This is a genomic window from Runella limosa DSM 17973 (genome assembly GCF_000482465.1).
Lineage (GTDB): Bacteria > Bacteroidota > Bacteroidia > Cytophagales > Spirosomataceae > Runella > Runella limosa.
In genome coordinates this window covers 1,108,486-1,132,872 of sequence record NZ_KI519420.1, presented here as the reverse complement: position 1 = coordinate 1,132,872, position 24,387 = coordinate 1,108,486, and the positions used below count along the sequence as shown (strand labels likewise).

General features: G+C 45.7%; 23 protein-coding genes. 17 read left to right on the top strand and 6 right to left on the bottom strand.

The window, feature by feature from the left end:
- Positions 1-3: 3 nt before the first annotated feature.
- The 6 genes from K339_RS0114760 to K339_RS0114735 form a co-directional block, all read right to left on the bottom strand.
- The gene (locus K339_RS0114760; RefSeq protein WP_028524286.1) at positions 4-2,175 is read right to left on the bottom strand and encodes a ferredoxin-like domain-containing protein; all 2,172 of its coding nucleotides are present in this window, start codon (positions 2,173-2,175) and stop codon (positions 4-6) included.
- 177 nt (positions 2,176-2,352) lie between these two features.
- The gene (locus tag K339_RS0114755; protein WP_028524285.1) at positions 2,353-4,725 is read right to left on the bottom strand and encodes a M43 family zinc metalloprotease; all 2,373 of its coding nucleotides are present in this window, start codon (positions 4,723-4,725) and stop codon (positions 2,353-2,355) included.
- A 33-nt stretch (positions 4,726-4,758) separates the two neighbouring features.
- Complete coding sequence (locus K339_RS0114750) at positions 4,759-5,247, bottom strand: hypothetical protein (protein ID WP_037300395.1); 489 nt, start codon at positions 5,245-5,247, stop codon at positions 4,759-4,761.
- Positions 5,248-5,260: 13 nt separating this feature from the next.
- Positions 5,261-6,136 carry a hypothetical protein gene (locus tag K339_RS0114745; RefSeq protein WP_037300393.1) on the bottom strand — a complete coding sequence of 292 codons (876 nt, stop codon included), beginning with the start codon at positions 6,134-6,136 and terminating at the stop codon, positions 5,261-5,263.
- A 246-nt stretch (positions 6,137-6,382) separates the two neighbouring features.
- Positions 6,383-7,762 carry a RagB/SusD family nutrient uptake outer membrane protein gene (locus K339_RS0114740; RefSeq protein ID WP_028524282.1) on the bottom strand — a complete coding sequence of 460 codons (1,380 nt, stop codon included), beginning with the start codon at positions 7,760-7,762 and terminating at the stop codon, positions 6,383-6,385.
- Positions 7,763-7,785: 23 nt separating this feature from the next.
- Positions 7,786-10,848 (bottom strand): SusC/RagA family TonB-linked outer membrane protein, encoded by a 3,063-nt coding sequence (locus K339_RS0114735; protein WP_028524281.1) that lies wholly within the window; start codon positions 10,846-10,848, stop codon positions 7,786-7,788.
- A gap of 322 nt (positions 10,849-11,170) precedes the next feature.
- On the opposite strand from K339_RS0114735, the gene K339_RS0114730 reads away from it, so the two are divergent.
- The 17 genes from K339_RS0114730 to K339_RS0114650 all read left to right on the top strand — a co-directional run bounded on the left by K339_RS0114730 (position 11,171) and on the right by K339_RS0114650 (position 24,387).
- On the top strand, positions 11,171-11,677 hold the full coding sequence (locus tag K339_RS0114730; protein WP_084332218.1) for a thioredoxin fold domain-containing protein: 507 nt from the start codon (positions 11,171-11,173) through the stop codon (positions 11,675-11,677).
- 79 nt (positions 11,678-11,756) lie between these two features.
- On the top strand, positions 11,757-13,781 hold the full coding sequence (gene nadE / locus K339_RS0114725) for an NAD(+) synthase (protein ID WP_028524279.1): 2,025 nt from the start codon (positions 11,757-11,759) through the stop codon (positions 13,779-13,781).
- Positions 13,782-13,933: 152 nt separating this feature from the next.
- Positions 13,934-14,383, top strand: a complete 450-nt coding sequence (locus tag K339_RS0114720) for a methylglyoxal synthase (protein ID WP_028524278.1) — start codon at positions 13,934-13,936, stop codon at positions 14,381-14,383.
- 44 nt (positions 14,384-14,427) lie between these two features.
- Complete coding sequence (locus tag K339_RS0114715) at positions 14,428-14,994, top strand: anthranilate synthase component II (RefSeq protein ID WP_028524277.1); 567 nt, start codon at positions 14,428-14,430, stop codon at positions 14,992-14,994.
- Between the two features lie 4 nt (positions 14,995-14,998).
- Complete coding sequence (locus tag K339_RS0114710) at positions 14,999-15,979, top strand: bifunctional heptose 7-phosphate kinase/heptose 1-phosphate adenyltransferase (RefSeq protein WP_028524276.1); 981 nt, start codon at positions 14,999-15,001, stop codon at positions 15,977-15,979.
- 16 nt (positions 15,980-15,995) lie between these two features.
- Entirely contained in the window at positions 15,996-16,415 is a 420-nt protein-coding gene (locus tag K339_RS0114705; RefSeq protein WP_028524275.1) for an element excision factor XisH family protein, read from the top strand.
- Positions 16,403-16,741 (top strand): XisI protein, encoded by a 339-nt coding sequence (locus tag K339_RS0114700; RefSeq protein ID WP_028524274.1) that lies wholly within the window; start codon positions 16,403-16,405, stop codon positions 16,739-16,741. The genes K339_RS0114705 and K339_RS0114700 overlap by 13 nt, the downstream gene beginning before the upstream one ends.
- A gap of 49 nt (positions 16,742-16,790) precedes the next feature.
- Positions 16,791-17,714 carry a hydroxymethylbilane synthase gene (hemC, locus tag K339_RS0114695; RefSeq protein ID WP_028524273.1) on the top strand — a complete coding sequence of 308 codons (924 nt, stop codon included), beginning with the start codon at positions 16,791-16,793 and terminating at the stop codon, positions 17,712-17,714.
- Between the two features lie 63 nt (positions 17,715-17,777).
- Positions 17,778-18,767: an anthranilate phosphoribosyltransferase gene (trpD, locus tag K339_RS0114690; protein ID WP_028524272.1), complete on the top strand. Its 990-nt coding sequence runs from the start codon at positions 17,778-17,780 to the stop codon at positions 18,765-18,767.
- Positions 18,768-18,826: 59 nt separating this feature from the next.
- The gene (locus K339_RS0114685) at positions 18,827-19,426 is read left to right on the top strand and encodes a Uma2 family endonuclease (RefSeq protein WP_028524271.1); all 600 of its coding nucleotides are present in this window, start codon (positions 18,827-18,829) and stop codon (positions 19,424-19,426) included.
- Positions 19,426-20,232 carry an indole-3-glycerol phosphate synthase TrpC gene (gene trpC, locus K339_RS0114680; protein ID WP_028524270.1) on the top strand — a complete coding sequence of 269 codons (807 nt, stop codon included), beginning with the start codon at positions 19,426-19,428 and terminating at the stop codon, positions 20,230-20,232. The genes K339_RS0114685 and trpC overlap by 1 nt, the downstream gene beginning before the upstream one ends.
- 54 nt (positions 20,233-20,286) lie before the next feature.
- Positions 20,287-20,928, top strand: coding sequence for a phosphoribosylanthranilate isomerase (locus K339_RS0114675; RefSeq protein ID WP_028524269.1), 642 nt, complete (start codon positions 20,287-20,289; stop codon positions 20,926-20,928).
- Positions 20,929-20,938: 10 nt separating this feature from the next.
- Positions 20,939-22,135: a tryptophan synthase subunit beta gene (gene trpB / locus K339_RS0114670; RefSeq protein WP_028524268.1), complete on the top strand. Its 1,197-nt coding sequence runs from the start codon at positions 20,939-20,941 to the stop codon at positions 22,133-22,135.
- A 26-nt stretch (positions 22,136-22,161) separates the two neighbouring features.
- Positions 22,162-22,812 (top strand): DUF2306 domain-containing protein, encoded by a 651-nt coding sequence (locus K339_RS33735; protein ID WP_064750968.1) that lies wholly within the window; start codon positions 22,162-22,164, stop codon positions 22,810-22,812.
- Complete coding sequence (locus tag K339_RS0114660; RefSeq protein ID WP_028524267.1) at positions 22,812-23,690, top strand: hypothetical protein; 879 nt, start codon at positions 22,812-22,814, stop codon at positions 23,688-23,690. The genes K339_RS33735 and K339_RS0114660 overlap by 1 nt, the downstream gene beginning before the upstream one ends.
- 73 nt (positions 23,691-23,763) lie before the next feature.
- Positions 23,764-23,964 (top strand): hypothetical protein, encoded by a 201-nt coding sequence (locus K339_RS0114655; protein ID WP_028524266.1) that lies wholly within the window; start codon positions 23,764-23,766, stop codon positions 23,962-23,964.
- Positions 23,965-24,060: 96 nt separating this feature from the next.
- Entirely contained in the window at positions 24,061-24,387 is a 327-nt protein-coding gene (locus tag K339_RS0114650; RefSeq protein WP_374754641.1) for a Dabb family protein, read from the top strand.

Below are 24,387 nucleotides of genomic sequence, written 5' to 3'. Positions count from 1 at the left end.
AAACTAGCTATCTTTTCCAAATTCTACCAACGATAACGCTGGCTCTTCTACTTCTTCCAATTGTGCTTGACGCAGTTCGTTTACTTTGCTCAAAAACTGACTAGCAGCTTCCACAAACTGGCGAGCGAAGGCTTCGCTTGGTTCGCTTTTGTTGATGCTAAATACCAACTCTTTGAAACCACCTTCCGTCAAATGACCAAATTCTGCGCCAAAGTGCTCGTCAAAGTCACGGATGATTCCGTACTGTGTATTGGTAGGTACGCCTTTGCTCACAAGCATGGCTTTGGCACCCGTCACAAACACGTTGTATGAATGATAAATGGCGTCAGCCCAAACGGCTTTTTCAAGATTTTCGTAAGCCCAACCCAATTTTTCTTGGGCTTCGATGAGCGTTGTACCCACCAAGTCAACCAATACACTAGCACATTCTCCTACTCCTACTTCCGTTTGGAAAGGCTCTTCGTGGTCCCAATCGATGTAGTCGCTTGGCGTAGCGGTTGTCAAATCGGCCAACGGCTTCAACATCGCGTAAAAATATTTGTTTCCTTGGCGGAGGTAGTAATCGTTGTAATACTCACCTTCAAACGAGTTGGCTTCGTAATCTTGCAACAACAAACGCAACGCCGCAGGGCCACGCTTGGTCGGTACTTTCACCACTTTATCGCCAATCATTCCTTCACTTACTCCGTTGAATCCACCACCCAACAACACTTGCAAAGCTGGCAATACGAGTTTCCCATTTTTAATGGAACTTCCGTGAAAACCGATATTGGCGGCGCTGTGCTGACCGCAGCCGTTCATACAACCGCTGATTTTAATTTTGATGTCGTTGTTGTAAATGATGTCAGGAAATTCTTCTTTCATCATCGTTTCCAAAACGCGGGTGATGCCGTAGCTGCTCGAAATCGCCAAGTTACAGGTATCCGTTCCTGGGCAAGTAGTGATGTCAGCTGTGGTATCAAAACCAGGCTCGGCCAATCCCAAATCATTCAACTGTTGATAAACCGTGGCCAAATCTTCGGCTTTTACAAAACGAAGTAAATAGCCTTGATTTACGGTAACGCGAATATCGTCGGCCGCGTATTGACGCACAATGTCGGCTAGTTTACGTGCCGTTGACGAGTGCATATCACCCAACAAAACGCGAAGCTGCACGGCGTACCAGCCTTTTTGTTTTTGTTCAAAAACGTTGGTTTGAAGCCATTTTGTATAGGTATCATCGGTCGAAGCCGCGATTAGTTCTTTTTTTGTCACTCCACCTTCACGCGTCGAAGTGTATAAGTTCGAGCTCGCAAAGTCGAGTCCTTGCGGAAGGTATTCTTTGTTTTTGATGGATGTCCATTCTTCATTTACACGCTTCAAAAACTCTTCTAAACCGATGTCGGCCAAAAGAAATTTCATACGCGCTTTGTGACGGCGCACGCGCTCTCCGTAACGGTCAAATACGCGAATAACAGCCTCAATGAACGGTATAACGAATTTTTCTTCCAAAAACTCGTGCGCAGGTTTTGCCAAAAGTGGCTGTGCGCCAAGGCCACCACCAATCAATACCCTAAAACCTCTGACTTCTTCGCCTTGCTCATTGAGACGTACGAGTGGAATCAAACCTACATCGTGCATAAAAGCATAAGCCGAGTCTTTTTCTGAAGATGACACCGCAATTTTAAACTTACGCCCCATGTCTTGACAGATTGGGTTGCGCAGAAAATATTCAAAAATGCCGTGGGTAATTGGGGTAATGTCAAACGGCTCCAACGGATCAATTCCCGCACGCGCAGAACCCGTTACGTTACGAACGGTATTTCCACAAGCTTCGCGTAGGGTTATTTGTGCATCTTCCAAATCGGCCCACAAAGCAGGCGAATCGGCCAACTTTACAAAGTGCAGCTGAATATCTTGACGCGTAGTGGCGTGGAGATTTCCCGTAGCATATTTGTCAGAGCAATCGGCAATTCGTACCAACTGATCGGCAGTAATACGACCATAAGGAAGTTTGATGCGAATCATCTGTACCCCCGCTTGGCGTTGACCATACACCCCTCTTGCAAGGCGGAATTTACGAAAAGCTTCTTCGGGCACGTTTCCGTCGCTAAAAACGCTGATTTTGCTTTCTAACTCAAGAATATCGCGGCGCGCAGCTTCGCTTATGTTTGATGTGAATTGGATGTTTGACATATCTATTAATTCCTAAATTCTATCGAGTTAATATTGTAATTCATAAATTTTTAAAGGGATTTTACTCCCTTTAAAATGAGGTCTCCCTCTATTGGTGATACAAAGTACGGGCTTGCCTTGTTAATTTCCTAATAATAAGCCCAAAAACAACGAATAGGCAATAACCAAAGGTTATTATCAAAACTTCACGAGGCGTTTTCGGTCGGCATAATCTCCCAACTGCAAATCAATGAAATAATCGCCCGCAGGGTAAGTCCGAACGTTGATTGGCTGCACAAAAGCATCGGTGTTCTTTTCAAACTCAGCGCGCCACACTTCTGCCCCCGTGATGCTTCGCAAGCGCAGGAGTACTTTTCCGCGCAATGAATTAGTAAATTTCACTTCCACCATGCCATCGGTTGGGTTGGGACTCAACGTCAGTTCTTTGTCTGGCAAGGTTTCACTGCCCAAAATTTGAACGTTACGAACATAAATCGTAGCACTTGCCGAGTCACGACACACATCCGTGCCTGAGCCTTTTACTAAATACGTCAGTGTACGGGTTGGGCGGGCGGTTACTTGAGGCCCCAGCGTTGAGCTGAGTCCTTCCGACGGCGACCAATTGATTACCCCTGCTCCCCGTGCTTGTAAAATAACAGCTTCACCAGGGTTAATAAATTGTGCCGATGCTTGTATCTGCACCGAAGGCTTCATCCCTACATCGGCAGTGATAGAATGGGCTATGTTCAAACCTGTACGTACAATATATCGATCCCAACTACCACTCGAATTTCGCTCCCAAGAAGTCGCATTGAGCGATTCACCGTCGCGGGTTGTGACAAGGGCTACGGTATCACCTGCCACGTAATCAAACTCTACGCCAATCAAGAAAGCGAGGTTATTTTGGCTTAAAAGGTTAATATTTTGGTCAAAAACCACTTTGGTTTCTCGGTTGTTTCTAACATCGTCCAGAATCTTACGCAACGGAATTTCTTTGACTGTCAACTCCGAACCTGGCCCCCCTTGAAAACCGCGTGCGTTCCATACTTTAACGCGTACCACGCTTTCAGTTCCAGTACTATTTGCCGCCTTGGCCACGCCAAATTTCAGGGTCGCGCCTCGTAAATTGGTGTATCCAAGCGGATTTGAGTATAACTCTGCAACTGCTTGGGTTCGACGGCTATTTTGTCCTGCAATATAGCCTGTACCGCCCGTTTGACGTAAGACAGTTCCTGTTCCAGAAAAATTGGTGACAGTAGCGCATAATCCCGCGTTTATTACTTCAACATATTCTGTTCTTACCAGTGGGGCTGAGGTTCCTGCGGTGTTTGACACAGTGAGCGTCACCTTAAACTTACCCGCAGTCGTGTAGGTTACAGTCGGGTTTTGGGTCGTCGAAGTAGCAGGGTCCCCTCCTTCAAACTCCCATTTCCACGCGGTTGGGAAATTGGTAGAAAGATCTGTGAAGCGTACTTGGCCACCTAGCAATACCGTACGGTTTTCAGCCACAAAATTAGGAATTGGGCTCCCCGAAATAAGCTGACCGCACACATTAGAAGTGAGCAAGCTTGCCCGACGCGGACTGACTTCCATCACCGTTCGCATTCGGGTTTTTTGGTCTCTCGTAAAAATATTAAAACAGCCATCGTCCGAATAGTCCATGTAATTTTCGACCATGTTTGCTCCTCCGCAACTGATACGCCCTTTTTGACAGCCACGGCTTTCTGACGCTTGGGTTGGAGTATCGGCACAAAAGTCATCTCCACAAGCGGCATCTCCCCAAATGTGGCGCAACCCTAACCAGTGACCTGTTTCGTGCGTAAGAGTCCTACCGAGGTTATACGGTGCTCTCAACAGAGAAAAGCTGCCTTTTTGAGAATTTCCAAAATTGGCGTAGTTGATCACAACCCCGTCAGTACTGGCCGCTCCACCACCAGATGGAATCCCCGACAGTCCCGAACTACTTGGAAACTGGGCATATCCCAACAGGTTATCGTCTTGTGCCGCAAAATCAAGCACCCAGATATTGTAATATTTGTTAGGATCCCACGAAGTAGTTGGCTTGAGTGAACCTTCAATGTCAGTACGTGCCCAGTTTGTACGATTTCCATTGACCCGATCAATACCAGCCTCCGTCATGCGTTGGCCGTTAGGGTTAAATTGGGCCATACAAAATTCAATTTCGATGTCAGCTCCGCGGGCGTCATTATTAAAACCGTTGGTATTTACTCTTCGTCTAAAATCTTCATTAAGCGTCTCTATCTGCGACTGAATTTGCGCTTGGCTGATGTTTCTCCCAACTCCTACAGCTTCTCCGTTGTGAATCACGTGTACAACAACAGGAATGGTGATAATATCTGCCGCACCTCTGCTAGACGCCATCTTGGACTTGAGCTCAACCATTTTTCGCTGTAAATCACGCTCAAAATCATCAAGGCTACCTTCGCTAGGAAACCGAAGTCGGCGTAGGCTGTCCATTTCCATGGTGGCACAAGGTTCTGGACGCCGCTGTGCGTGGGCAGCAAAATTTGTTAGAATAGAGAGGGCAAAAATGTATAGTAACTGGCGCATAGTAATTGTACAAAATTGAGACGGGGCACGAAATTATTTGCCTGTGGATGTAAATTTAAAACGATAACTCGCATCAACATCTCCGAAATAATATTCAAGAACCATCGTGTTTTCGGTCAATGTCTTTACGATAAACGGCAGCTTAAAGCCTCCAAACAACCGAGGAATGCCCATTTCAAGCGTCGCATTGGCACTCGTCAATTGCCACACGTCTGTAATCAGAATCTCTGCCTCTGTTGTACGGCACTTGGTTGCCCCGTTGGTATATTCCATTTTCTTTTCGGCATTGGCATAAAACACAAACTGGTCGTCGAGTTGACAAGCTTCAAGGACATCACTTCCTGCCAAATCATAAGGATCTTTCTCATCAACAATCGTAACCGCACTCAGCACCCACGTTTTCTTTTCAGTACCAGTGAGCAACTGAGAGTAAGTCAACGGTTTAGGGTCTAACTTTTCGGTACACCCACTTAGCGCACCTATGATTATACCAACGAAGGCAATAAGCATACTTCTTTTCATCTCTGTAAGGTGGTTATTGGGGGACGTAGTTTAATGGAACAATGACGTTTGTATCTTTTCTAGTGGCATAGCTATATACCTTCATTCTAATATTCAGCGAAATTCGCTTATTGACAGGGTTCCAAACTCCTGTTCCTGACAATGTATCATATCCTGCAGCAAACTGAGGGATGACTTGTTGTGGAATAGTTAAGGTATTGTTTCCGTTGTCAATAAAATCGAGGGTTGGTTTTTCGGCTTGGAAACCAACGGGTGCTTCCCAGTTAAAAAACTGCTGAAAACCTATCAAGCCAACGTTAATATTGGAAATTGTATAACGTTTGCAGTCTGTACTTGAAATTTCAATATCGGCCAATTGATACGACTGGGTCGCATTTACTGGCAACTGTCCCGTGTAAAGCCCATCCATCAAACACGCATCCCGAATGGTAAATATCATTTTGTTGCCCATGCCTCCTTTTCCAAAACCAACTTGTACTTTGTCCGCAGGTTTGACTGACGTCAAGGAAAATTCGATGGTACTTGATTCGAGAATGTTATTGGCGTTGTTGAGCAGATACAGGGTAATTTCACCAAAACTCTGGCCTACAGGAATAATCACCGTTCCTTTCGTCCCCTCGATGCGGTAATCTTTACCTTCACGAGCAGTCCCTCCTACCGTATAACTGATGTTTATTGACTCATTAAGTACTGCCCCACCATTGTGTACTTTGATTTTGATGGCTTTGGAATAACTTTCTTTGAAACTGAGGGCAGTGTCATTAAAAACCACAAAATTCCCTCCTTGGTAGGTAATTCGTTCTTCTTCACAGCCCGCCAGCCATAGCCCAGCCGATACCATCAGAAAAACAAAAATGACTGATTTTATGATTGAATAGTTAGATTTCATTTTCAGATCTTTGATTTACAGTTTTGGGGTTACTGTTTCGAGTTTTCAATTTCGGGTTTACTGTTTTCAGTTTCGGGTTTCCTGTTTTCAGTTTCGGGTTTACTGTTTCGAGTTTTTGGTTGCCTGTTTCCTGTTTTGGGGTTTACTGTTAATTTATTAAACCTGAAACACTAAACTCCAAACCATAAACCATAAACTCCAAACCCGAAACCATAAACCGAAAACTCCAAACCAAAAAGGTATAACCTAATAACCTGGATTTTGCTGTCCTACCAGGGAGGGGTTTCGTTGAATTTCAGTTTGTGGAATGGGCCATAATTCATATTTGACGTTCCAATTGGTTGAAAAAGCCGACATCACTACCTGCGCCCGCCCAGTACGGACAAGGTCGTACCAACGGTGCCCTTCAAATGCCAACTCATAAACCCGTTCACGCTCGATAATACTGAGCATTTCGGCTTGGGTGGCTGTGGTAATCAATGGAGGCTTTGCACTGTCGTCCAACCCGTCACCTGCGCGAGTACGTAACCTGTTAATGTCCGCAATGGCCCCCGTTGTTCCCGTAATTTTCCCCTGCTGCGCCCGTGCTTCTGCCCGAATCAAGTACATTTCTCCCAAACGGAATATGACAAAATTACGGTTACTTTCATCGGCGGTTCCATACTTACGGAGTGTCCAACCATTGTCATTGCCTTTTTGTTTGGTAAAATCAAATACAAGGGTTTGGCTGCGGTTTCCCGATTCCCTTGACAACAACGACACCACCACCTGATTGGAAGGAACCACTTCTCTGCGACCTACAAAATAATTATTAATATCTCCCGAATAATCGTTGAGGGTGTATCCAAACTCAAAGATAGACTCTTGGGTAAAATCCTTGGTTACCACGTCATTATAAGAAACCAACGAATAATTGGTTGAATTAATGAGAAGTGTCGCATACGCTTCGGCCTGTGCCCAGTTTTTTTGGTAGAGATAATAACGGGCCAATGCAGCCCGAGCAGCGTTTTTGGTCGCATAGCCCGCAAATACGTTACGGTCTTGCGGGTCACCATCGGGCAAATCAGCAAGCGCCGCTTGAAAATCTTCCAGCGCCCAAGTCAAAATTTCTTCTTTAGAAGCACGCGGAACGGTGCGGTTGGTTGCTAATGTTGTTGAAGTGACTTTGGGAATCCCTCCAAAAGTATGAGCACCAATAAAATTGGCATACCCTCGTAAAAATTTTGCTTCCGCCGTCAGGGCTTTCGCATCAGCCGCTCGCACACTCGCAATGGTTGGCAGGCGCTCAAGCACAAAATTGGCCAAATAAATCGAGCGAAACACACTTCCCCATAGCGCCCCCACGACCCCGTTGGAAGGAGTAATTTGTTTGGTACCCAATTCTCGGTAATCCGTAAAAGTTCCTAAGTGAATAATGTTATCGGCCGTAAAATCGCCCGCTTGCACCGTAGGACTTCCAATGCTCCGTGCCGCCGAATACAACCCAATTCGTACCGAAGGCAAATCGCTGGCGGTAGTAAATACAATGTCGTCAATCAGCAAATCAACGGCAGGTGGGTCAAGAACCACCGTGTTACAAGCCGACATCAAAGCTGTTAGAAGGAATGCGTATGATAAACGTTTCATAAAATTCGGGAGATTAAAGCTGGTTAGAAATTTACGGTTACCCCACCCACAATCGTTTTCACTTGCGGTAACGTAAAGAAGTCGATGCCTTGGGCTGCCGTCGAGCCGTCGAGCGTACTTACTTCTGGATCGGCGCCCGTGTAGCGCGTCAACGTCCAAAGGTTCGTACCCGTAGCGTACAAGCGTACTGTGCCAAGCTTTATTTTGCTTGTCCACTTGGCTGGAACCGTATAACCAATGGCCACGTTTTTAAGACGCAAATACGAGCCATCTTCCACAAGGCGGCTACTTGAGTAGCTATTGTATGTATTGTTATACTCATAACGAGGCACGTCTGTAATGTCACCTGCTTTCTGCCAACGGCGCAACGATGCCCGCGTTTGGTTCACCCGTAGGTCAGTGCCTGGGTTCAGCAAAAACGAATTTCCGTAGTTCATAACACTATTTCCGTACGAAAATTGAAGGAAAGCACTGACATCAAAGCCATTCCAAGAAAAGGTGTTTGTCAAGCCACCTATCAATTTGGGCTGGGCGTTTCCAATCACTTGCGCATCGTCGGTTGTAATTCGGCCATCGCCATTAAAATCTTCGTACAAGGCATCGCCAGTTGCCACGTCCACCCCTAGGTATTTAAGTCCCCAAAACGTTCCGAGGGGTTCGCCTACTTTGATGACATTGGTAGATCCCACTCCCGCTGCCGAAAACCCACGGAATAAAGGCTGTTCTGAGGCCAACGCTACCACCTTGTTATCATTGCGAGACACGTTCAAATCGGTAGTCCAGCGAAATGCGCCGTCAAAATTGACCGAACGTAAGGTGAACTCAAACCCTCGGTTTGAGATGCTGCCGATGTTTCCTTGGAGCGAGCCAAAGCCCGTAGTGGCAGGTAGTGGTTCGGCAAACAAAAGAGCGTCGGTAAGGTTGTCATACACTTCGGCCGTGAAACTCAAGCGGCCTTTCCAAAACGCCACGTCCAAGCCAATGTTGGTTTCTCGTGTCCGTTCCCATTGCAAGTTCGGATTGCTAAGGCTAATTGGCCCCACCCCCGACGAACCATTGTAAGTCGTGGCTCCCCACGTTCCTAAAAACTGGAAGTTTCCGATACGTTCGTTTCCTGTATAACCATAACTTGCTCTGAGTTTTAAGTCTTCAATAAAGCCCACATCTTTCAAAAAGCCTTCTTCTTTTAGGCGCCAGCCTACCGAAGCCGAAGGGAAGAAACCAAATTTGCGGTCTTGCCCAAAACGCGACGAACCGTCGTAGCGAGCAGTGGCGCTAAACAAATACTTGTCTTTGTAATCGTATTTTATTTCTCCAAAACCAGATACTAAACCGTTTTGAGCGAAAAACGAACTACCTGCATCTACCACCCCTGCCGACGTGATATACGTAAATTCGTCTCGTGGAAAAATACGCCCTTGCACTCCCGACGAAAGTCCCTGCGAATGAAGAAGCTCCCCTCCCACCAATCCACTAATGTGGTGGTCTTCAGAAATGCTGGTGTTGTAAGTTAAGATGGTCGAATTTAAGAAGGTTGCCAACGAAGACGTTCCATACGCCCCGTAACCTTGTCCCCCAATCGACGGCAAACTTCCGTAAAATGTTCCTGTGGGATTGTAGGTATCTTCTTGCGAGCCGTTGTAATCCATGCTAAACTTGGTACGAAGACGGAGATTTGGCATGAAAGCATATTCGGCATTCAGACCGCCCAAAAACTTAATCCCGTACGTTAGCTGACGTGGCAACAATGCCTCCGCCACGGGATTACCGTTGGGGAAGCCTTGGTAGTTGGGGTCGTTGGGGGTGTAAAGTTTTGATTGCTCGTTAAAAGGTGCATAAAACGGTAAGCTACGAAGTGCCGAACCATAAACGCCGTCCACGGCGTTGTCGCTAAACACACGGCGGTTTTTGGTACTACCAATGCTTAAGTTTAAGCCAAACGAAAGTTTGGGAGAAGCTTTATGGTCGAGGTTAAAAGAACCCGTATAACGCGCAAAACGGTTGTTGAGCTGCACCCCTTCTTCGTCGCGGTAGCTACCACTCAAATAAAAGCGCGTACGATCGTTTCCTCCCGAAGTAGAAAGTTGGTATTGTTGATAAATCCCTTTACGAAGAATTTCATCGACCCAATTGGTATTAACCGCATCCGTCACGCCAGGAATTAATCCAAGGGCATCGGGGTCAACCATGTCTTGAAAGCGGGTTTGTTTGGCATTAAAATTGGCCACAGCCTCGCGTTGAAGGGTCAAAATTTCGCTGGAGCTTAACAAGTCTAGGCGCTTAACCACGTCCGACACCCCGCGCTGTACATCAAATGTAATGTTGGTTTTTTGGTTGGCTTTGCCGCGTTTTGTCGTAATTAGTACTACGCCATTGGCTCCTCTTGCCCCATAAATTGCCTTAGCTGAGGCGTCTTTAAGGACGTGAATGGACTCAACATCGCTGGTGTTAAAAGCCGAAATCGCGTTGTCTTGCTGGCCTCCGTAACTAAATTGTGATACGGCTCCGTCATACACTGGAATCCCATCGACAATCATCAACGGACGGTTAGAGGCATTGATAGAGGTGTTTCCTCGAATAACCACTTTTACCCCCCCGCCAGGTGTTCCTGACGATGCCGACACGCGAACTCCAGCCGCTTGTCCTTGTAAGGCTTGGTCAATCCCCGAAACGGGCAAATTTTTGAGGCGATCCCCTTTCACGGTTGTCATGGCACTAATGACATCCTTTTGTTGGGTGGTTGTGTAACCTGTCACCACAACTTCGTTGAGCTGAGTAGGGCTTTCGAGAAGTTCGACGTTGATGATAGTTCGATTAGTGACCACCACCTCTTGACTGAGCATTCCGACAAACGAAAAAGCCAAGGTCACTTTTCCGTCGGGCACCGCAATCCGGTAGCTCCCCTCGCCGTCTGTCGAAACCCCCGTGGTAGCGCCTTTAAGGGTAACGTTTACGCCTGGCAAAGGCTGCGCGTCGGTAGCAGAAGTGACCTTGCCCGTTATCGTACGATTTTGGGCCCAGAGTGCTCCATAGAAGCCCAAGGTCATGCTTAAAATGAAGAAAGACTTGCGTAACAATTGATTCATGTAAACGTATTTTATAAATCAGGCGTTTCGGAAAAAAATTAGCTATTAGGTTAGAAAAAATATACGAATTGGGCTAATTGTCAGCGTTTTTGCGACCAGACAAACGAAGTCACTTTTAGTAAACAACTGATAATCAACAAAGTTTATCTAAAAACAAGCTTTATCCTCAAGACAGCGCTTAGTTGTTGGCGAAAAGTTAGACAAAAAAGTCAGGCAAAAACAGGCTTGTCCAAATTATTTGTACTTTTAAGAACGAAAGATTCTACTGAATGTTTTCCAAAGTACTGTATCTAATTTTGGGATAATTAACGACGACTTTAAGATGGTTTGGTCAAAGTTGCTTTTATTCATATCGTTCTATCTTTGTGGGTTAGCGGCTCATTCTCAGGGACGTTTGTTTGTTTTTTATGATACCGAGTGCCCAATTTGCCAAAAAACTACCAAACGATTACAAGAAATGTACGATAAATATGGCCAAAACGTTGCGTTTACGGCTGTTTTTTCCACCAAGTCTCTTAAAAAGTCGGAAGTAAGGACTTTTGCCAAAGAATACCAATTTACATTGCCCTACGTAATAGACCGAAAACACAAGCTGGTCGAACGCTATGACGCGCGCACGACGCCTGAGGTTGTATTGCTCAATGTCCAAGGCCAAGAAGTGTATCGCGGGGCGGTTGACAACCAGTTTTTTGGACTTGGCAAGTACCGTCCTAAAACCACCGAATTTTATCTTCAAAATGCTCTAGAAGCGCTTATTTCAGGAAAAACTATTGCCCCTCATCGCACCGAAGCCGTAGGCTGCCTGATTAACCGTAAAAAAAGTAGCTGAAAGTTTTAGCCCCTGATACGCTGATAAAAAGGGACAACTTTGCACCTTTGCAGGGATTTTATAAACCATTCTTTCTGCTATGTCTATCATTAAAGTAGCCGCAGGCACTATCAATACCACTCCTTTAGCGTGGGAATCGAATCGTAAACACATCGTAAGTTCGATTGAAGACGCTCGCCAACAAGAGATTAGCCTGCTTTGCTTGCCCGAATTATGTATTACAGGCTATGGCTGCGACGATGCTTTTTACAGTGCAAATACCCTTGCACAGGCCATTGAAAGTTTGCACGAAATTGCCCCTCATACGACGGGTATTGCCGTCGCGGTAGGACTTCCTTTGCGATTCAACAATAAAATATACAACACGGCTTGTTTGATTGTCAATAAGCGTATTCTTGGATTTGTGGCCAAGCAACATTTGCCCAACTACGGACTTTTCTACGAAGACCGTTGGTTTCACCGTTGGCCTGCGGGGATGCGTGACGAAGTAAAAGTAGGTGACTTTTCGTATCCCGTTGGCGATTTGATTTTTGATTTATCGGGTATCCGAATTGGGTTTGAAATTTGTGAAGATGCGTGGGTGGCCCAACGTCCAGGGCGTTTGCATTTTGACCGAGGCGTTGACATTATCCTCAATCCGAGTGCCAGCCCGTTTGCTTTCCAGAAATTCATGACCCGTGAGCGACTCGTCATTGACGGCTCTCGCTCGTTTTCGTGTAGTTATGTTTATACCAACTTGCTTGGCAACGAAGCGGGTCGCCTTCTTTTTGACGGCGATGCCATGATTGCCAGCGATGGTACGTTGTTGGCCTCTAGCCCACGGTTTGGCTATGCCGATTATTACATTACTTCGGCGGTCATTGATACCGATGTCACCCGACTTTCCCATTCGCAGGTAAAATCGCCCGTTCCTGGCGGAAATTGGAAAGTGACCGATACCTTCCAGTGGCACGAAGTAGCACCCGCGTACCAAGTGGCCGAGTTAGAGCCTTTTGAGCGTGGCGGGTATTTAAAAGAAGAAGAGTTTGCGCGGGCTGTTTGTTTAGGATTGTTTGATTACCTCCGCAAATCCCGTTCGTATGGTTTTACGGTGTCACTTTCGGGCGGGGCTGATTCTTGTGCTTGCGTAGCATTGTGTGGCTTGATGATTCGTTTGGCCGATGAAAGCATTGGGCTCGAAGCGTTCAAACAAAAACTGGGTCATATCAAAAAAATTCAGCAAGAAACGACCGTGGAGGGTATTGCCAAACAGTTGATTCATAGTATTTATCAAGGGACAGAAAATAGTTCTACCGACACCTACGAATCGGCGGCAAGTTTGGCTCATTCAATCGGCGCGACTTTCCACAACATTAATATCAATGGCCTAGTAGAAACCTACAAAGGGCTTATCGAGGAGCAAATTGGCCGCGACCTCACGTGGGAGCAAGACGATATTCCGTTGCAAAATATCCAAGCGAGGGTACGTGCCCCGAGCGTATGGATGTTGGCTAACTTATACGGACATTTGTTACTCGCTACCTCCAACCGTTCTGAAGTTGCCGTGGGGTATTGTACCATGGACGGTGACACGGCGGGGAGCATTAGCCCTATTGCGGGGATTGACAAATACTGGCTGCGGCAGTGGTTGGTATGGCTCGAAACCATCGGATGCCACGTCAAAGGACACCATATTAAAGTGGAAGGTTTGCAAAAAGTAAACAGCTTGCAGCCCACGGCCGAATTGCGCCCTAAAGAACGGATGCAAACCGACGAGAAAGATTTGATGCCTTACGAGGTATTGGATGCCATTGAGGAAGTAGCGATTCGCGACAAGAAGTCCCCTGTCGATTGTTTCCGTAGCATGGAAGTGCGTTTTGCCGAAAAATATTCAAGGGAAACGTTGTACGCGTCAGTTGATCGTTTCTTTAAATTATGGAGCCGAAATCAATGGAAGCGAGAGCGTTACGCCCCAGGCTTCCATCTCGACGATTACAACTTAGACCCTCGGGCGTGGTGTCGTTTCCCGATTTTGTCGGGAGGGTTTGAGAAAGAGCTTGAAGAGTTAAAAACCTATTTTGAAGGGAAAAATACGAAAGGTCGTAAAGGGAAAATTGGGTTTTAGGGGTGTAAAAATAAATGCTAGATGAAGACGCATTGATTTTAAACACATAGAAAACATAGGAATAAACACATAGAAACACCGAAAGCAGCCGAATCGGCTTTTTGGTTTGTTTTCTTATGTGCAAACTCTGTAACGAATACTTATACTACAATATGCAAACCCGCCTTACTCCAGCCCGAAAGCGAATTGCGCTTGTGGCACACGATAACAAAAAAGCCGAACTCATCGAATGGGCGGTGTATAATAAGGCTACTTTGGGTCGCCATCAATTGTTTGGAACAGGAACGACGGGGCGGTTGCTAGAAGATGCCCTCGACGTCCACGTCACGCGCCTGCTTAGTGGGCCGCTCGGCGGCGACCAGCAGATTGGGGCAATGATTGCCGAAGGGCGCCTTGATGTGCTTATTTTTTTCTGGGATCCTATGTCGGCACAGCCGCACGACCCTGACATCAAAGCGCTTTTGCGTTTGGGGGTACTTTGGAACATTCCCATGGCTTGCGACCGCATCACGGCCGATTATATCCTCACTTCCCCGTTGATGTACCAAGAATATGAAACCATCTTACCCGACTACGACTCCTATCTTAAACGTAAGGTTTGAGGTACGGACGGAATTGGGTACTTTTGCCACAAATAGCTATTACTATGAAAATTTTGGTTCTTGATAATTACGACTCTTTCACTTACAACTTGGTGTATATCCTTCGTGAGTTGCACGATGATGTGGAAGTGCACCGCAACGATAAAATTGCGCTGGAAGATGTCGCCAACTATGATAAAATTCTTCTTTCACCTGGCCCTGGCATTCCGTCAGAAGCAGGGATTTTGCAAGATTTAGTGCGCACTTACGCCCCGACAAAAAGCATCATGGGTGTATGCTTAGGGCATCAAGGCATTGGGGAAGTATTTGGGGCAAGCCTAAACAATATGTCGGATGTGCTTCACGGCATTAGTGATAAAGCCATTGTAACAGATGCCAATGAACCTTTGTTCAAAGGACTTCCGTCGTCGTTTCAAGTAGGGCGCTATCACTCATGGACAGTGGTGGGCGAAACCGTACCCGATACCATGACCATCACAGCCGTGGACGAAAATGGCCAAGTGATGGCACTTCGTCACAATACGTACGACGTGCGCGGAGTACAGTTCCACCCTGAGTCGGTGCTAACAGAGCACGGAAAACAAATGCTACAAAATTGGCTTGCTATTTAATCGTATGACTATTGACCAACTGTTCGATTCTTTTAACCAACTGCGCGTACTGATTGTAGGAGATGTGATGTTGGATGCCTACGTGTGGGGGAAAGTGGACCGAATCTCGCCCGAAGCACCCGTCCCTGTAGTCGTGGCCCAACGCCGCGAATACCGTTTGGGAGGAGCAGGGAATGTAATTTTGAATATACACGCGCTCGGCGCCGAACCCATTATTTGCTCGGTGGTGGGGCAAGATACGGAGGGACAGAATTTATTGGGCGAATTGACAAAGCGTCAGTTGCGCACCGACGGAATCTTACAAAGCCCCGACCGCATCACGACTATCAAAGAACGTATCATTGCGGGTTCGCAGCAGGTGGTTCGAGTGGATACTGAAACCGATAAAGTAATAACGCTGGAAGAACAAGCGCAGCTGATTGAGAAGGCCAAAGCACTTTTACCCGAGTGCCACGTTGTTCTTTTTGAAGACTATGATAAAGGCGTTTTGTGCCCCAACGTCATCAAAGAAATCACCGATGCGGCCAACTTATTAGGGATTCCGACGGTGGTTGACCCAAAAAAACGCAACTTTTTGGCCTACCAAAACGTCACTTTGTTCAAACCGAATCTAAAGGAACTGAAAGAAGGGTTGAAAGTAGAGTTCGATGTACGGAATGAAGACGAACTGAAAGCTGTCGTAAAAAAACTCCGCTACGAACTCAACGCCAAAGGAGCATTTGTGACCCTCTCGGAGCGAGGAGTGTATATTGATTATTTGGACAAACAACACCGCAGTCCAGCGCATCAACGCGAAATCGCCGATGTATCGGGGGCAGGAGATACTGTTATTAGTATTGCCGCTTGTGCGGTGGCATTGGGGGTTGCACCAGCGACTGTAGCCGAACTTTCCAACCTAGGCGGCGGACTCGTTTGCGAACACGTTGGGGTAGTGCCGATTGATAAAGAAATCCTGAAAGCAGAGGCGAAGAAGAGTTTAGGATAGAAGGAGGGGGTTAACAATGGCAAAGGATATATTTCATCAGGCTGTAAGAGTGGCCCTTGAAAAAGAGGGGTGGAGCATTACACATGATCCTTATACAATCAATATACCTGAATTTCGCCCAAAACAAGATATTGATTTGGGCGCAGAAAAAATGTTTGCGGCAGAGCGAGGGCTTCAGAAAATTGCTGTTGAAGTTAAAAGTTTTTTGAACCCTTCATTGGTCTATGATTTTCATACTGCGCTAGGACAGTATATGAATTATTTGATTGGGCTACGTAAACAAGAACCAGAACGAATCCTGTACTTGGCGATTCCTTCCCATGCGAATCGAGCCTTTGAAAGTTTAGGAATGATAATAGAAGCGATAGAAACCTATCACATTAGGCTTATTGTTTATGATGCAAGCGAAAAAATGATAGTATCATGGAAAAACTAACGCAGTATAGAGAAGCCATCGTGGGTTTGCTAAAACAGTACGTTCATAGTCAACCACAAAATAATATTGAGGAACACCTCCTTACCGATTTTGAGCACGGCCATTTTCAAGTATTACGTTCTGGATGGGCTGATAAAGATACATTTCGCCTAGGTATTTTAATTCATATTCAATTAAAACCGACTGGAAAAGTGTGGATTTTAGCCAATTGGACAGAAGATGATATTGCAAATGCCTTAGTAGAACAGGGAGTTGAACGGAATGATATTGTGTTAGGGTTTCAACCTGAATTTATACGCTCCTACTCGGGTTATGCTGTCGCATAAATTTTACATTCAGTAATAAATACTTATTTACTCAGAACGGAATTCATTCATGCACATAAAAATCGGAACACGCGGAAGCCGTTTGGCGCTTTGGCAAGCGTATTACGTCGAAAAATCACTTCAACAGGGAGGGCTTTCGACGGAGATTGTCATCATCGAAACCAAAGGCGATCAAATTCTCGACCGTTCGCTTTCCAAAATTGGAAGTAAAGGGGTTTTTACCCAAGAACTTGAAGACCAGCTTCGCGATGGTCGCATTGATATTGCCGTTCATAGTGCCAAAGATTTGCAGTCGGAACTTGACGAAGACCTAGAACTGATTGCTTTTACTGAGCGTGAACGCGTCAACGACGTGCTTGTAAGCCACAACCCAACGCTGTCGTTGAAAAGCGGAGAGGCGTTTGTCGTGGGGACTTCTTCGACGCGCCGAGTAGCCATGTTGAAACATTTTTATCCCCATATCAAAACAGTGGATATGCGGGGTAACCTCCAAACGCGTCTTCGTAAGCTGGAAGAAGGGCAGTGTGATGCCATCTTGCTCGCGTACGCAGGCGTACACCGTATGGAATACGACTCGCTGATTTGTGAACACTTGCAACTTGATGAATTTACGCCTGCGGTGGGGCAAGGAAGCGTGGCTATCGAATGCAGCTCTACCATTGCTCCAGAAAAAAAAGAAAAACTACGAGCGCTACTCAACCACCCCGCTACCGAAGCCTGTCTCTTGGCCGAACGTGCCTTTTTGAGACGTTTGCAAGGCGGCTGTAGTGTACCTGTTTTTGGACTAGCAACGCACCAAGCAGAAGGTTTGAGCATCACAGGAGGGGTAGTAAGTCTGGATGGAAAAACCTTGCTAAAACATACCGTAACGGGAGATACTTCAGCGACAGAAGCAATAGGCGGCGAATTGGCCGAAAGACTACTGGGCGAAGGTGCGGCCGAGATTTTAGCGCAAATAAAACAGAATTTGTAAACAGTAAACGAGGCTCCAGACCTGCCAAGTTTTTAAAACTTGGCAGGTCTAAACCGAACCAATATGAAAGCAACCCTCAACTACTTACTCAATTATCAAACGCTGGATGAACAAACGGCTTATCAAACGCTGTTGGGGATTGGTCGTGGTGAGTATAATTCATCTCAAATTGCTAGTTTTTTAACAGTTTTTGCCCTTAGAGGTATTACGGTAGAAGAATTAACAGGCTTTCGTAAAGCAATGCTAGAGATGTTGCTGCCCGTTGACTTTTCGGACTTTGATGCCATGGATGTATGCGGAACGGGTGGGGATGGAAAGGATACGTTCAATGTCTCGACACTTTCGGCATTTGTGGTGGCAGGAACTGGGCAGAAAGTGGCTAAACAGGGTAATCACGGCGTATCGTCGGCAGTAGGGTCATCGACGGTGTTGGAGTATTTGGGAATTAAATTCACCAACGACATTCATTATCTCCGTCGAAAAATGGAAACGGCAGGTATTTGCTATTTGCACGCCCCGCTTTTTCACCCTGCGATGAAAAACGTAGCTCCCATTCGTAAAGAGCTGGGGATAAAAACGTTTTTCAACATGTTGGGGCCGATGATTAACCCGAGCTTTACGCCCAAACAAATGGTGGGGGTTTTTAGCCTTGAACTCGCTCGCCTTTACGCGTATCTATATCAGCAATCGGGCATGAAATATTTGATTGTTCATTCGTTGGATGGCTACGATGAAGTATCATTGACGGGTGACTTTAAGATTATTACGGCACAAAATGAGCAGATTCTCGTGCCTGCCGACTTAGGATTAAAGACGCTGAAACCTGAAGAGCTATTTGGAGGAGAAACATTAGCAGATTCGGCAACGATATTTCTGAATGTACTGAATGATGAGGCAACACCAGCTCAAAAAGAGGCCGTGTTGGCCAATGCAGGTTTGGCGCTTTTTGCCGCTGATTCCACTTTGTCGCTCACTGACGCAGTAGCCATGGCCCGAGAGTCGTTGGAAAGCAAGCGAGCGCTGGCGGCGTTCAAAACGTTGATTGAAGAGTAAGTAGCGTGCTTTGGATTACTCCTAACCCAAAGAAATCAACTCTAAAAGCATTATTTCTTATGAGTGTGATGACATTTGAAGAATTAGACCTTAATGGCACCTACACCTACGCCGATTATTTAACGTGGGCGTTTGAGGAGCGTTTGGAGCTCATCAAAGGAAAGATTTTTAACATGTCGCCTGCACCAGCACGACGACATCAAAAAATTTCTCGTCAGTTGTCTTTACCCATCGGTAACTATCTCGATGGAAAACGTTGTGAAATGTACACAGCTCCTTTTGATGTACGTCTCACGCCGTTGAAAGGTAAAAAGCGTTCGGATAATCAAATTTACACGGTGGTTCAACCTGATATTTGTGTGATTTGTGACATTGATAAACTCGACGACCGTGGTTGTATTGGTGCCCCTGATTTAATCATAGAAATTTTATCGCCAGGAAATACCAAAAAAGAAATGCGCGATAAATACGAAGTTTATGAAGAAAATGGCGTGAAAGAATACTGGTTGGTAGAACCCAACGATAACGCTATCTTTGTGTATGTACTCAATGACGAAGGAAAATACATTGGCTTACGGCCTTTTACAGAAGACGACGTGATAACGACGAGCATCTTACCTGAGCTTGAAATATCGGTCGCCAAAATTTTTGAACCCTAATGAATATTCTCGACAAAATAGTAGCCCACAAACGTACCGAAGTAGCCGACGCCAAAAGTCGGGTGAGCCTTGCCCAACTTGAACAAGCGCCACTTTTTGGTCGCCCCACTCTCTCGCTCAAAAACGCCCTCACCGCCAACGGTGCTTCGGGTATTATCTCCGAATTTAAGCGTAAGTCTCCTTCCAAAGGCATCATCAACGACCGCGTTCTCCCCGAAATTGTGACGCAAGGATACGTCGCAGCGGGGGCGAATGGCCTATCGGTATTGACCGATACCAATTTTTTTGGTGGTACGTTTGAGGATTTTGGCAAAGCACGTGCCGCCAATCCTGCGACGCCCATGCTTCGCAAAGATTTTATGATTGACGAATATCAGCTGTGGGAAGCCAAAGCCATTGGCGCCGATGTGATTTTACTCATTGCAGCTTGCTTGACTCCTGACGAGATTAGCTACTTAGGACAAAAAGCCCACGACCTTGGTTTAGAAGTACTTTTGGAAGTACACGACCGCGAAGAATTGGAGCAAAGCTTGTGCGAGCACGTGGACATGGTCGGGGTCAACAACCGCAACCTTAAAACATTTGTTACATCGGTCGAAACATCGTTAGAATTGGCGCAACTTATTCCCGATAATTTCGTCAAAATATCCGAAAGTAGTCTCAAAGATGCTGATACAATCTTACAATTGCGCGCAGCTGGTTATCAGGGTTTTCTCATTGGAGAAACGTTTATGAAAACCGAAGACCCCGCCGCTGCCTTGCGCGGTTTGGTCGATGAGATTACGTCAAAAACACAATTTGCTTAATAGCCGACGTAATAGTTAACCTTTTAATGGTGCCTATGCACTTTTTGCCTTATGATGAAAATTAAAGTTTGTGGAATGCGTGACACGGCTAATTTGGCCGAATTGCTGGAGTTGAAACCTGATTTTATCGGATTTATTTTTTACGACAAATCACCTCGCTTCGTAGGGGAAAGCCTCGATGAGGAATTTGTCAAAAATATTCCCAAGACCAGTAAAAAGGTAGGAGTTTTTGTCAACGCCAACCCTGACTTTATCCTTAGGCAAGTAAAACGCTACGATTTGCAATTTGTACAGCTCCACGGAAACGAAACACCCGATGCTTGCCGAACCCTCAAAAGCAGAGGTGTCAATATCATTAAAGCTTTTTCAATCGACGAAGCATTTAACTTCAACAGCCTTAATAATTACACCCCGCATTGCGAGTATTTCTTGTTTGACGCAAAAGGTTCACAGCCAGGTGGAAACGGAGTGACGTTTGATTGGAACACATTAAAACGCTATCAAAACGATAAACCATTCTTTCTCAGCGGTGGTTTATCATTAGAAAATATAGAGCAGGTCGCAGAACTGGGCATCAAAATTTTTGGATTGGATGTCAACAGTAAATTTGAAACTGAACCTGCGTTTAAAGACATTGAAAAACTAAGACAACTCTTCGAATTGGTTCGACCCGCCGAAGAAGAAATCGAACTTTAATAACATCACAATGGCAATAACGTCAGTAAATTCACCCTTCCAAGTCAACGAACGCGGTTATTATGGCCAGTTTGGAGGGGCATATATTCCCGAAATGCTTTACCCTAACGTGGAAGAGCTTCGTGAAAACTACCTCCACATCATCGCTCAACCCGATTTTCAAGAAGAGTTTCATTCCCTTCTCCGCGATTACGTAGGGCGTCCTACTCCGCTGTATTTGGCACAGCGCCTTTCTGAAAAATACAATACAACCATTTACCTCAAACGTGAAGACCTGTGTCACACGGGAGCGCACAAAGTAAACAACACCATCGGACAAATTCTGTTGGCGCGTCGTTTGGGTAAGAAAAAGATTGTGGCTGAGACGGGCGCAGGACAACACGGCGTGGCAACCGCTACGGTATGTGCCTTGATGGGCATGGAGTGCATTGTCTATATGGGAGAAATTGACATTCAGCGCCAAGCGCCAAACGTGGCTCGGATGAAAATGCTCGGCGCCGAAGTACGCCCTGCAACGAGTGGCTCTAAAACCCTCAAAGACGCCACCAACGAAGCCATGCGCCACTGGATTAACAATCCTACCGATACGCACTACATCATCGGTTCGGTCGTGGGGCCACACCCATACCCTGACATGGTGGCTCGTTTTCAATCAGTGATTTCGGAAGAAATTAAAAAACAGTTGCTAGAAAAAACGGGTAGCGAACTCCCTGATTATGTGATTGCGTGCGTAGGTGGAGGCTCAAACGCCGCAGGAGCATTTTATCATTTCTTAGATGATGCGCCTGTGAAATTGGTAGCAGCCGAAGCGGGCGGTCACGGAATTCATTCGGGATTGTCGGCGGCGACGACATTTTTGGGAAAAATTGGCGTACTGCACGGCAGTAAGAGTATTTTGATGCAAACCGAAGATGGGCAAGTTGTGGAGCCACATTCTATCTCGGCGGGATTGGATTACCCAGGCATTGGGCCGTTGCACGCGCATTTGCACGATAGCAAGCGGGCGCAATTCTACGCCATCACCGACGACGAATCGGTGGTATCAGCTATGGAACTCGCCAAATTGGAAGGCATCATCCCCGCCCTTGAAAGTTCACACGCTTTAGCGGTACTTCCTTACCTAAAAGCGGCTGCCAACGAAACAGTAGTAATCAACCTCTCAGGGCGTGGCGACAAAGATTTGGCTACGTATATGAAGTATTTGTAATATCAATTATAAAAGGGTAGTTGAATATGCGTTTTTCTCGATTTTCTCCTACCCTTTTCTTCCTCTCCGTTGCGGCATTCACGATTTTGATGCTCACAAAGGTAATTCCCTACCTAAGTTTTGAACCAGAAATAGACTTCTTGACGACCAAAACCGACCGAGTTTTGGCAAAAAAAGATTTTCAAGTGGGGTTCTACGTCCATATCCTCAGCAGCTGGTGGGTGATGGGAATTGGCCTGTTTCAGTTCATTCCAAGTTTTGTAAAAAAATATCGCCGTTTGCACCAAACCCTTGGAAAAGTTTACGTATTTTCGATACTGTTTTTAGCCGCTCCGTCGGGTTTTGTACTGGCATTGTATGCCAACGGCGGCTTGCCTGCCAAAGTAGGTTTTTCGTTGCAGTGCCTTGTATGGTGGCTAACTACCCTCGTTGCTTGGTACGAAATTCGTAAAAATCAGTGGCAAAGGCACGTAGAATGGATGATGCGAAGCTATGCCGTGACGCTGGCCGCGATGAGTTTGAGAGTGGGAAGCTACGTAATGGTGTATTTTTTAAGTACTAAACCCATCGAAACCTATCTAACGGTCACTTGGGCATCGTGGGTCGTCAATTTGATAATTGCAGAAGTTTTGATTTATAATAACCTTGGTACATACCTAATCCATAAAATTCGTTGATGCGCTTCTTTTTAAACAAAGCTTTTTTTCTGGGCTTCGCTGCTCTTACTTGGTATGGATGTGCTCGCAATACCAACGAGAACTCAAAACCTACGGCCGTACCCGTTAAACTCGTAACGCACAAAGAAGCCGTGGACTCGCTGCGGAAAGATACCACGGCACCATTGAAAGCGTTGATTGTTAGCCCTCTTTCCGAGAAACAATTGGCAAGTTTTTTTGGACAGCACGATGTTACGCCGTTGTTATTTATGACTGATGCCGAAGGCGGATATGCCAACCGTTTTGATGGTTTTTATGGTGCAGACCACTACCGAATTGAGTTTTATTTCTCGGAAGTTCGCCGCGATTCGTTAAATCCAACGGTTTATTATGTAAAAGGGAAAAACCGCTATAAAAAGAACATCACCCCGTTTGAAGGAACACTTAAGTTTGAGAAACTGGCGACCTTCAAAGACCCCAATCATAAAGAAGAATCTTACGATAGCGACGAATTTGCTTTGAAAGAGTCGTATTCTGCCCAAGCTACGTTTGAGCTAAAAGAAAACGCCGTTTTTAAGGGTTCAGGCGTGTTTTCTGGGCAAATGTTCCTCGATTTTTACGAACGCAAAGATGGAACAATTGACCTTTGGTACTATTCCCAAAATGCCCCTGCGCAGGGAAGTGGCTTTAAATTTGACGGAAATTGGCGCAACTATAAAACAAATCAGACAAAACCCGTGGTGTGGGCAAAAGATTTGTTCATTTTTGCCAACGATATTCTAACCGATTTTTCTATTGGTGAACGTGACGTAGAAATCAATAAAAAATACCGCCATTTGGGCTGGGACAATTACTGGGAAAACGACGAATGGTGGCATGACACCCCCACAATTCAATAAAGTTATCGAACTTTTTCCGCCTTATTCGGATTGACATTTAACCACATTATCCATTTATACTCCTACTATTACCATGGCAACATTAACCCTAATGGAAGTTTCAGAAATGAGACTCAAGCTCAAAAACCTTGAAAATCAAGTTGCTTCGGGCGAATTATCGCTGTTTGACCGTTGTGAGATTGAAGACGAGATTTTGGAGTTAAAAGAACAACTTGGCGATTTTGAACGCAGTGTTTTTGATAACACAGGCGAGTGTATCAACTGCTCTGGGTAGATTTAGCGGTTTTGACACTTCACTATCATAAACAGACATTTACACATGAAAAAAACATTTTTAGCCCTTTTCTTGGCATTATTTACCTTTGGCGCTATGGCACAATCTTCTTCCGACAAAGTACTTCGTCACGTCGTTTTGTTTAAATTTAAAGACGGCACCACTGCCGAGCAAGCCAAAAAAGTGGAAGATGCTTTTCGTAAACTGCCTACCCAAATCAAAGAAATCAAAGGGTTTGAGTGGGGAACCAACAATAGCCCAGAAGGCCACGACCAAGGTTTTACCCATTGCTTCTTCTTGACGTTTGCGTCGGAAGCCGACCGTGCGGTCTATTTGCCTCACCCCGACCACAAAGCTTTTGGTAAAGTCTTAGGGCCTTACCTCGACAAAGTATTGGTGGTTGATTATTGGACTCAAAAATAA

Excerpts from the sequence above, each read along its gene's own strand:
- K339_RS0114760 (WP_028524286.1), bottom strand. The coding sequence starts at position 2,175 with ATGTCAAACATCCAATTCACATCAAACATAAGCGAAGCTGCGCGCCGC.
- K339_RS0114755 (WP_028524285.1), bottom strand. The coding sequence starts at position 4,725 with ATGCGCCAGTTACTATACATTTTTGCCCTCTCTATTCTAACAAATTTT.
- K339_RS0114750 (WP_037300395.1), bottom strand. The coding sequence starts at position 5,247 with ATGAAAAGAAGTATGCTTATTGCCTTCGTTGGTATAATCATAGGTGCG.
- K339_RS0114745 (WP_037300393.1), bottom strand. The coding sequence starts at position 6,136 with ATGAAATCTAACTATTCAATCATAAAATCAGTCATTTTTGTTTTTCTG.
- K339_RS0114740 (WP_028524282.1), bottom strand. The coding sequence starts at position 7,762 with ATGAAACGTTTATCATACGCATTCCTTCTAACAGCTTTGATGTCGGCT.
- K339_RS0114735 (WP_028524281.1), bottom strand. The coding sequence starts at position 10,848 with ATGAATCAATTGTTACGCAAGTCTTTCTTCATTTTAAGCATGACCTTG.
- K339_RS0114730 (WP_084332218.1), top strand. The coding sequence starts at position 11,171 with ATGGTTTGGTCAAAGTTGCTTTTATTCATATCGTTCTATCTTTGTGGG.
- nadE (WP_028524279.1), top strand. The coding sequence starts at position 11,757 with ATGTCTATCATTAAAGTAGCCGCAGGCACTATCAATACCACTCCTTTA.
- K339_RS0114720 (WP_028524278.1), top strand. The coding sequence starts at position 13,934 with ATGCAAACCCGCCTTACTCCAGCCCGAAAGCGAATTGCGCTTGTGGCA.
- K339_RS0114715 (WP_028524277.1), top strand. The coding sequence starts at position 14,428 with ATGAAAATTTTGGTTCTTGATAATTACGACTCTTTCACTTACAACTTG.
- K339_RS0114710 (WP_028524276.1), top strand. The coding sequence starts at position 14,999 with ATGACTATTGACCAACTGTTCGATTCTTTTAACCAACTGCGCGTACTG.
- K339_RS0114705 (WP_028524275.1), top strand. The coding sequence starts at position 15,996 with ATGGCAAAGGATATATTTCATCAGGCTGTAAGAGTGGCCCTTGAAAAA.
- K339_RS0114700 (WP_028524274.1), top strand. The coding sequence starts at position 16,403 with ATGGAAAAACTAACGCAGTATAGAGAAGCCATCGTGGGTTTGCTAAAA.
- hemC (WP_028524273.1), top strand. The coding sequence starts at position 16,791 with ATGCACATAAAAATCGGAACACGCGGAAGCCGTTTGGCGCTTTGGCAA.
- trpD (WP_028524272.1), top strand. The coding sequence starts at position 17,778 with ATGAAAGCAACCCTCAACTACTTACTCAATTATCAAACGCTGGATGAA.
- K339_RS0114685 (WP_028524271.1), top strand. The coding sequence starts at position 18,827 with ATGAGTGTGATGACATTTGAAGAATTAGACCTTAATGGCACCTACACC.
- trpC (WP_028524270.1), top strand. The coding sequence starts at position 19,426 with ATGAATATTCTCGACAAAATAGTAGCCCACAAACGTACCGAAGTAGCC.
- K339_RS0114675 (WP_028524269.1), top strand. The coding sequence starts at position 20,287 with ATGAAAATTAAAGTTTGTGGAATGCGTGACACGGCTAATTTGGCCGAA.
- trpB (WP_028524268.1), top strand. The coding sequence starts at position 20,939 with ATGGCAATAACGTCAGTAAATTCACCCTTCCAAGTCAACGAACGCGGT.
- K339_RS33735 (WP_064750968.1), top strand. The coding sequence starts at position 22,162 with ATGCGTTTTTCTCGATTTTCTCCTACCCTTTTCTTCCTCTCCGTTGCG.
- K339_RS0114660 (WP_028524267.1), top strand. The coding sequence starts at position 22,812 with ATGCGCTTCTTTTTAAACAAAGCTTTTTTTCTGGGCTTCGCTGCTCTT.
- K339_RS0114655 (WP_028524266.1), top strand. The coding sequence starts at position 23,764 with ATGGCAACATTAACCCTAATGGAAGTTTCAGAAATGAGACTCAAGCTC.
- K339_RS0114650 (WP_374754641.1), top strand. The coding sequence starts at position 24,061 with ATGGCACAATCTTCTTCCGACAAAGTACTTCGTCACGTCGTTTTGTTT.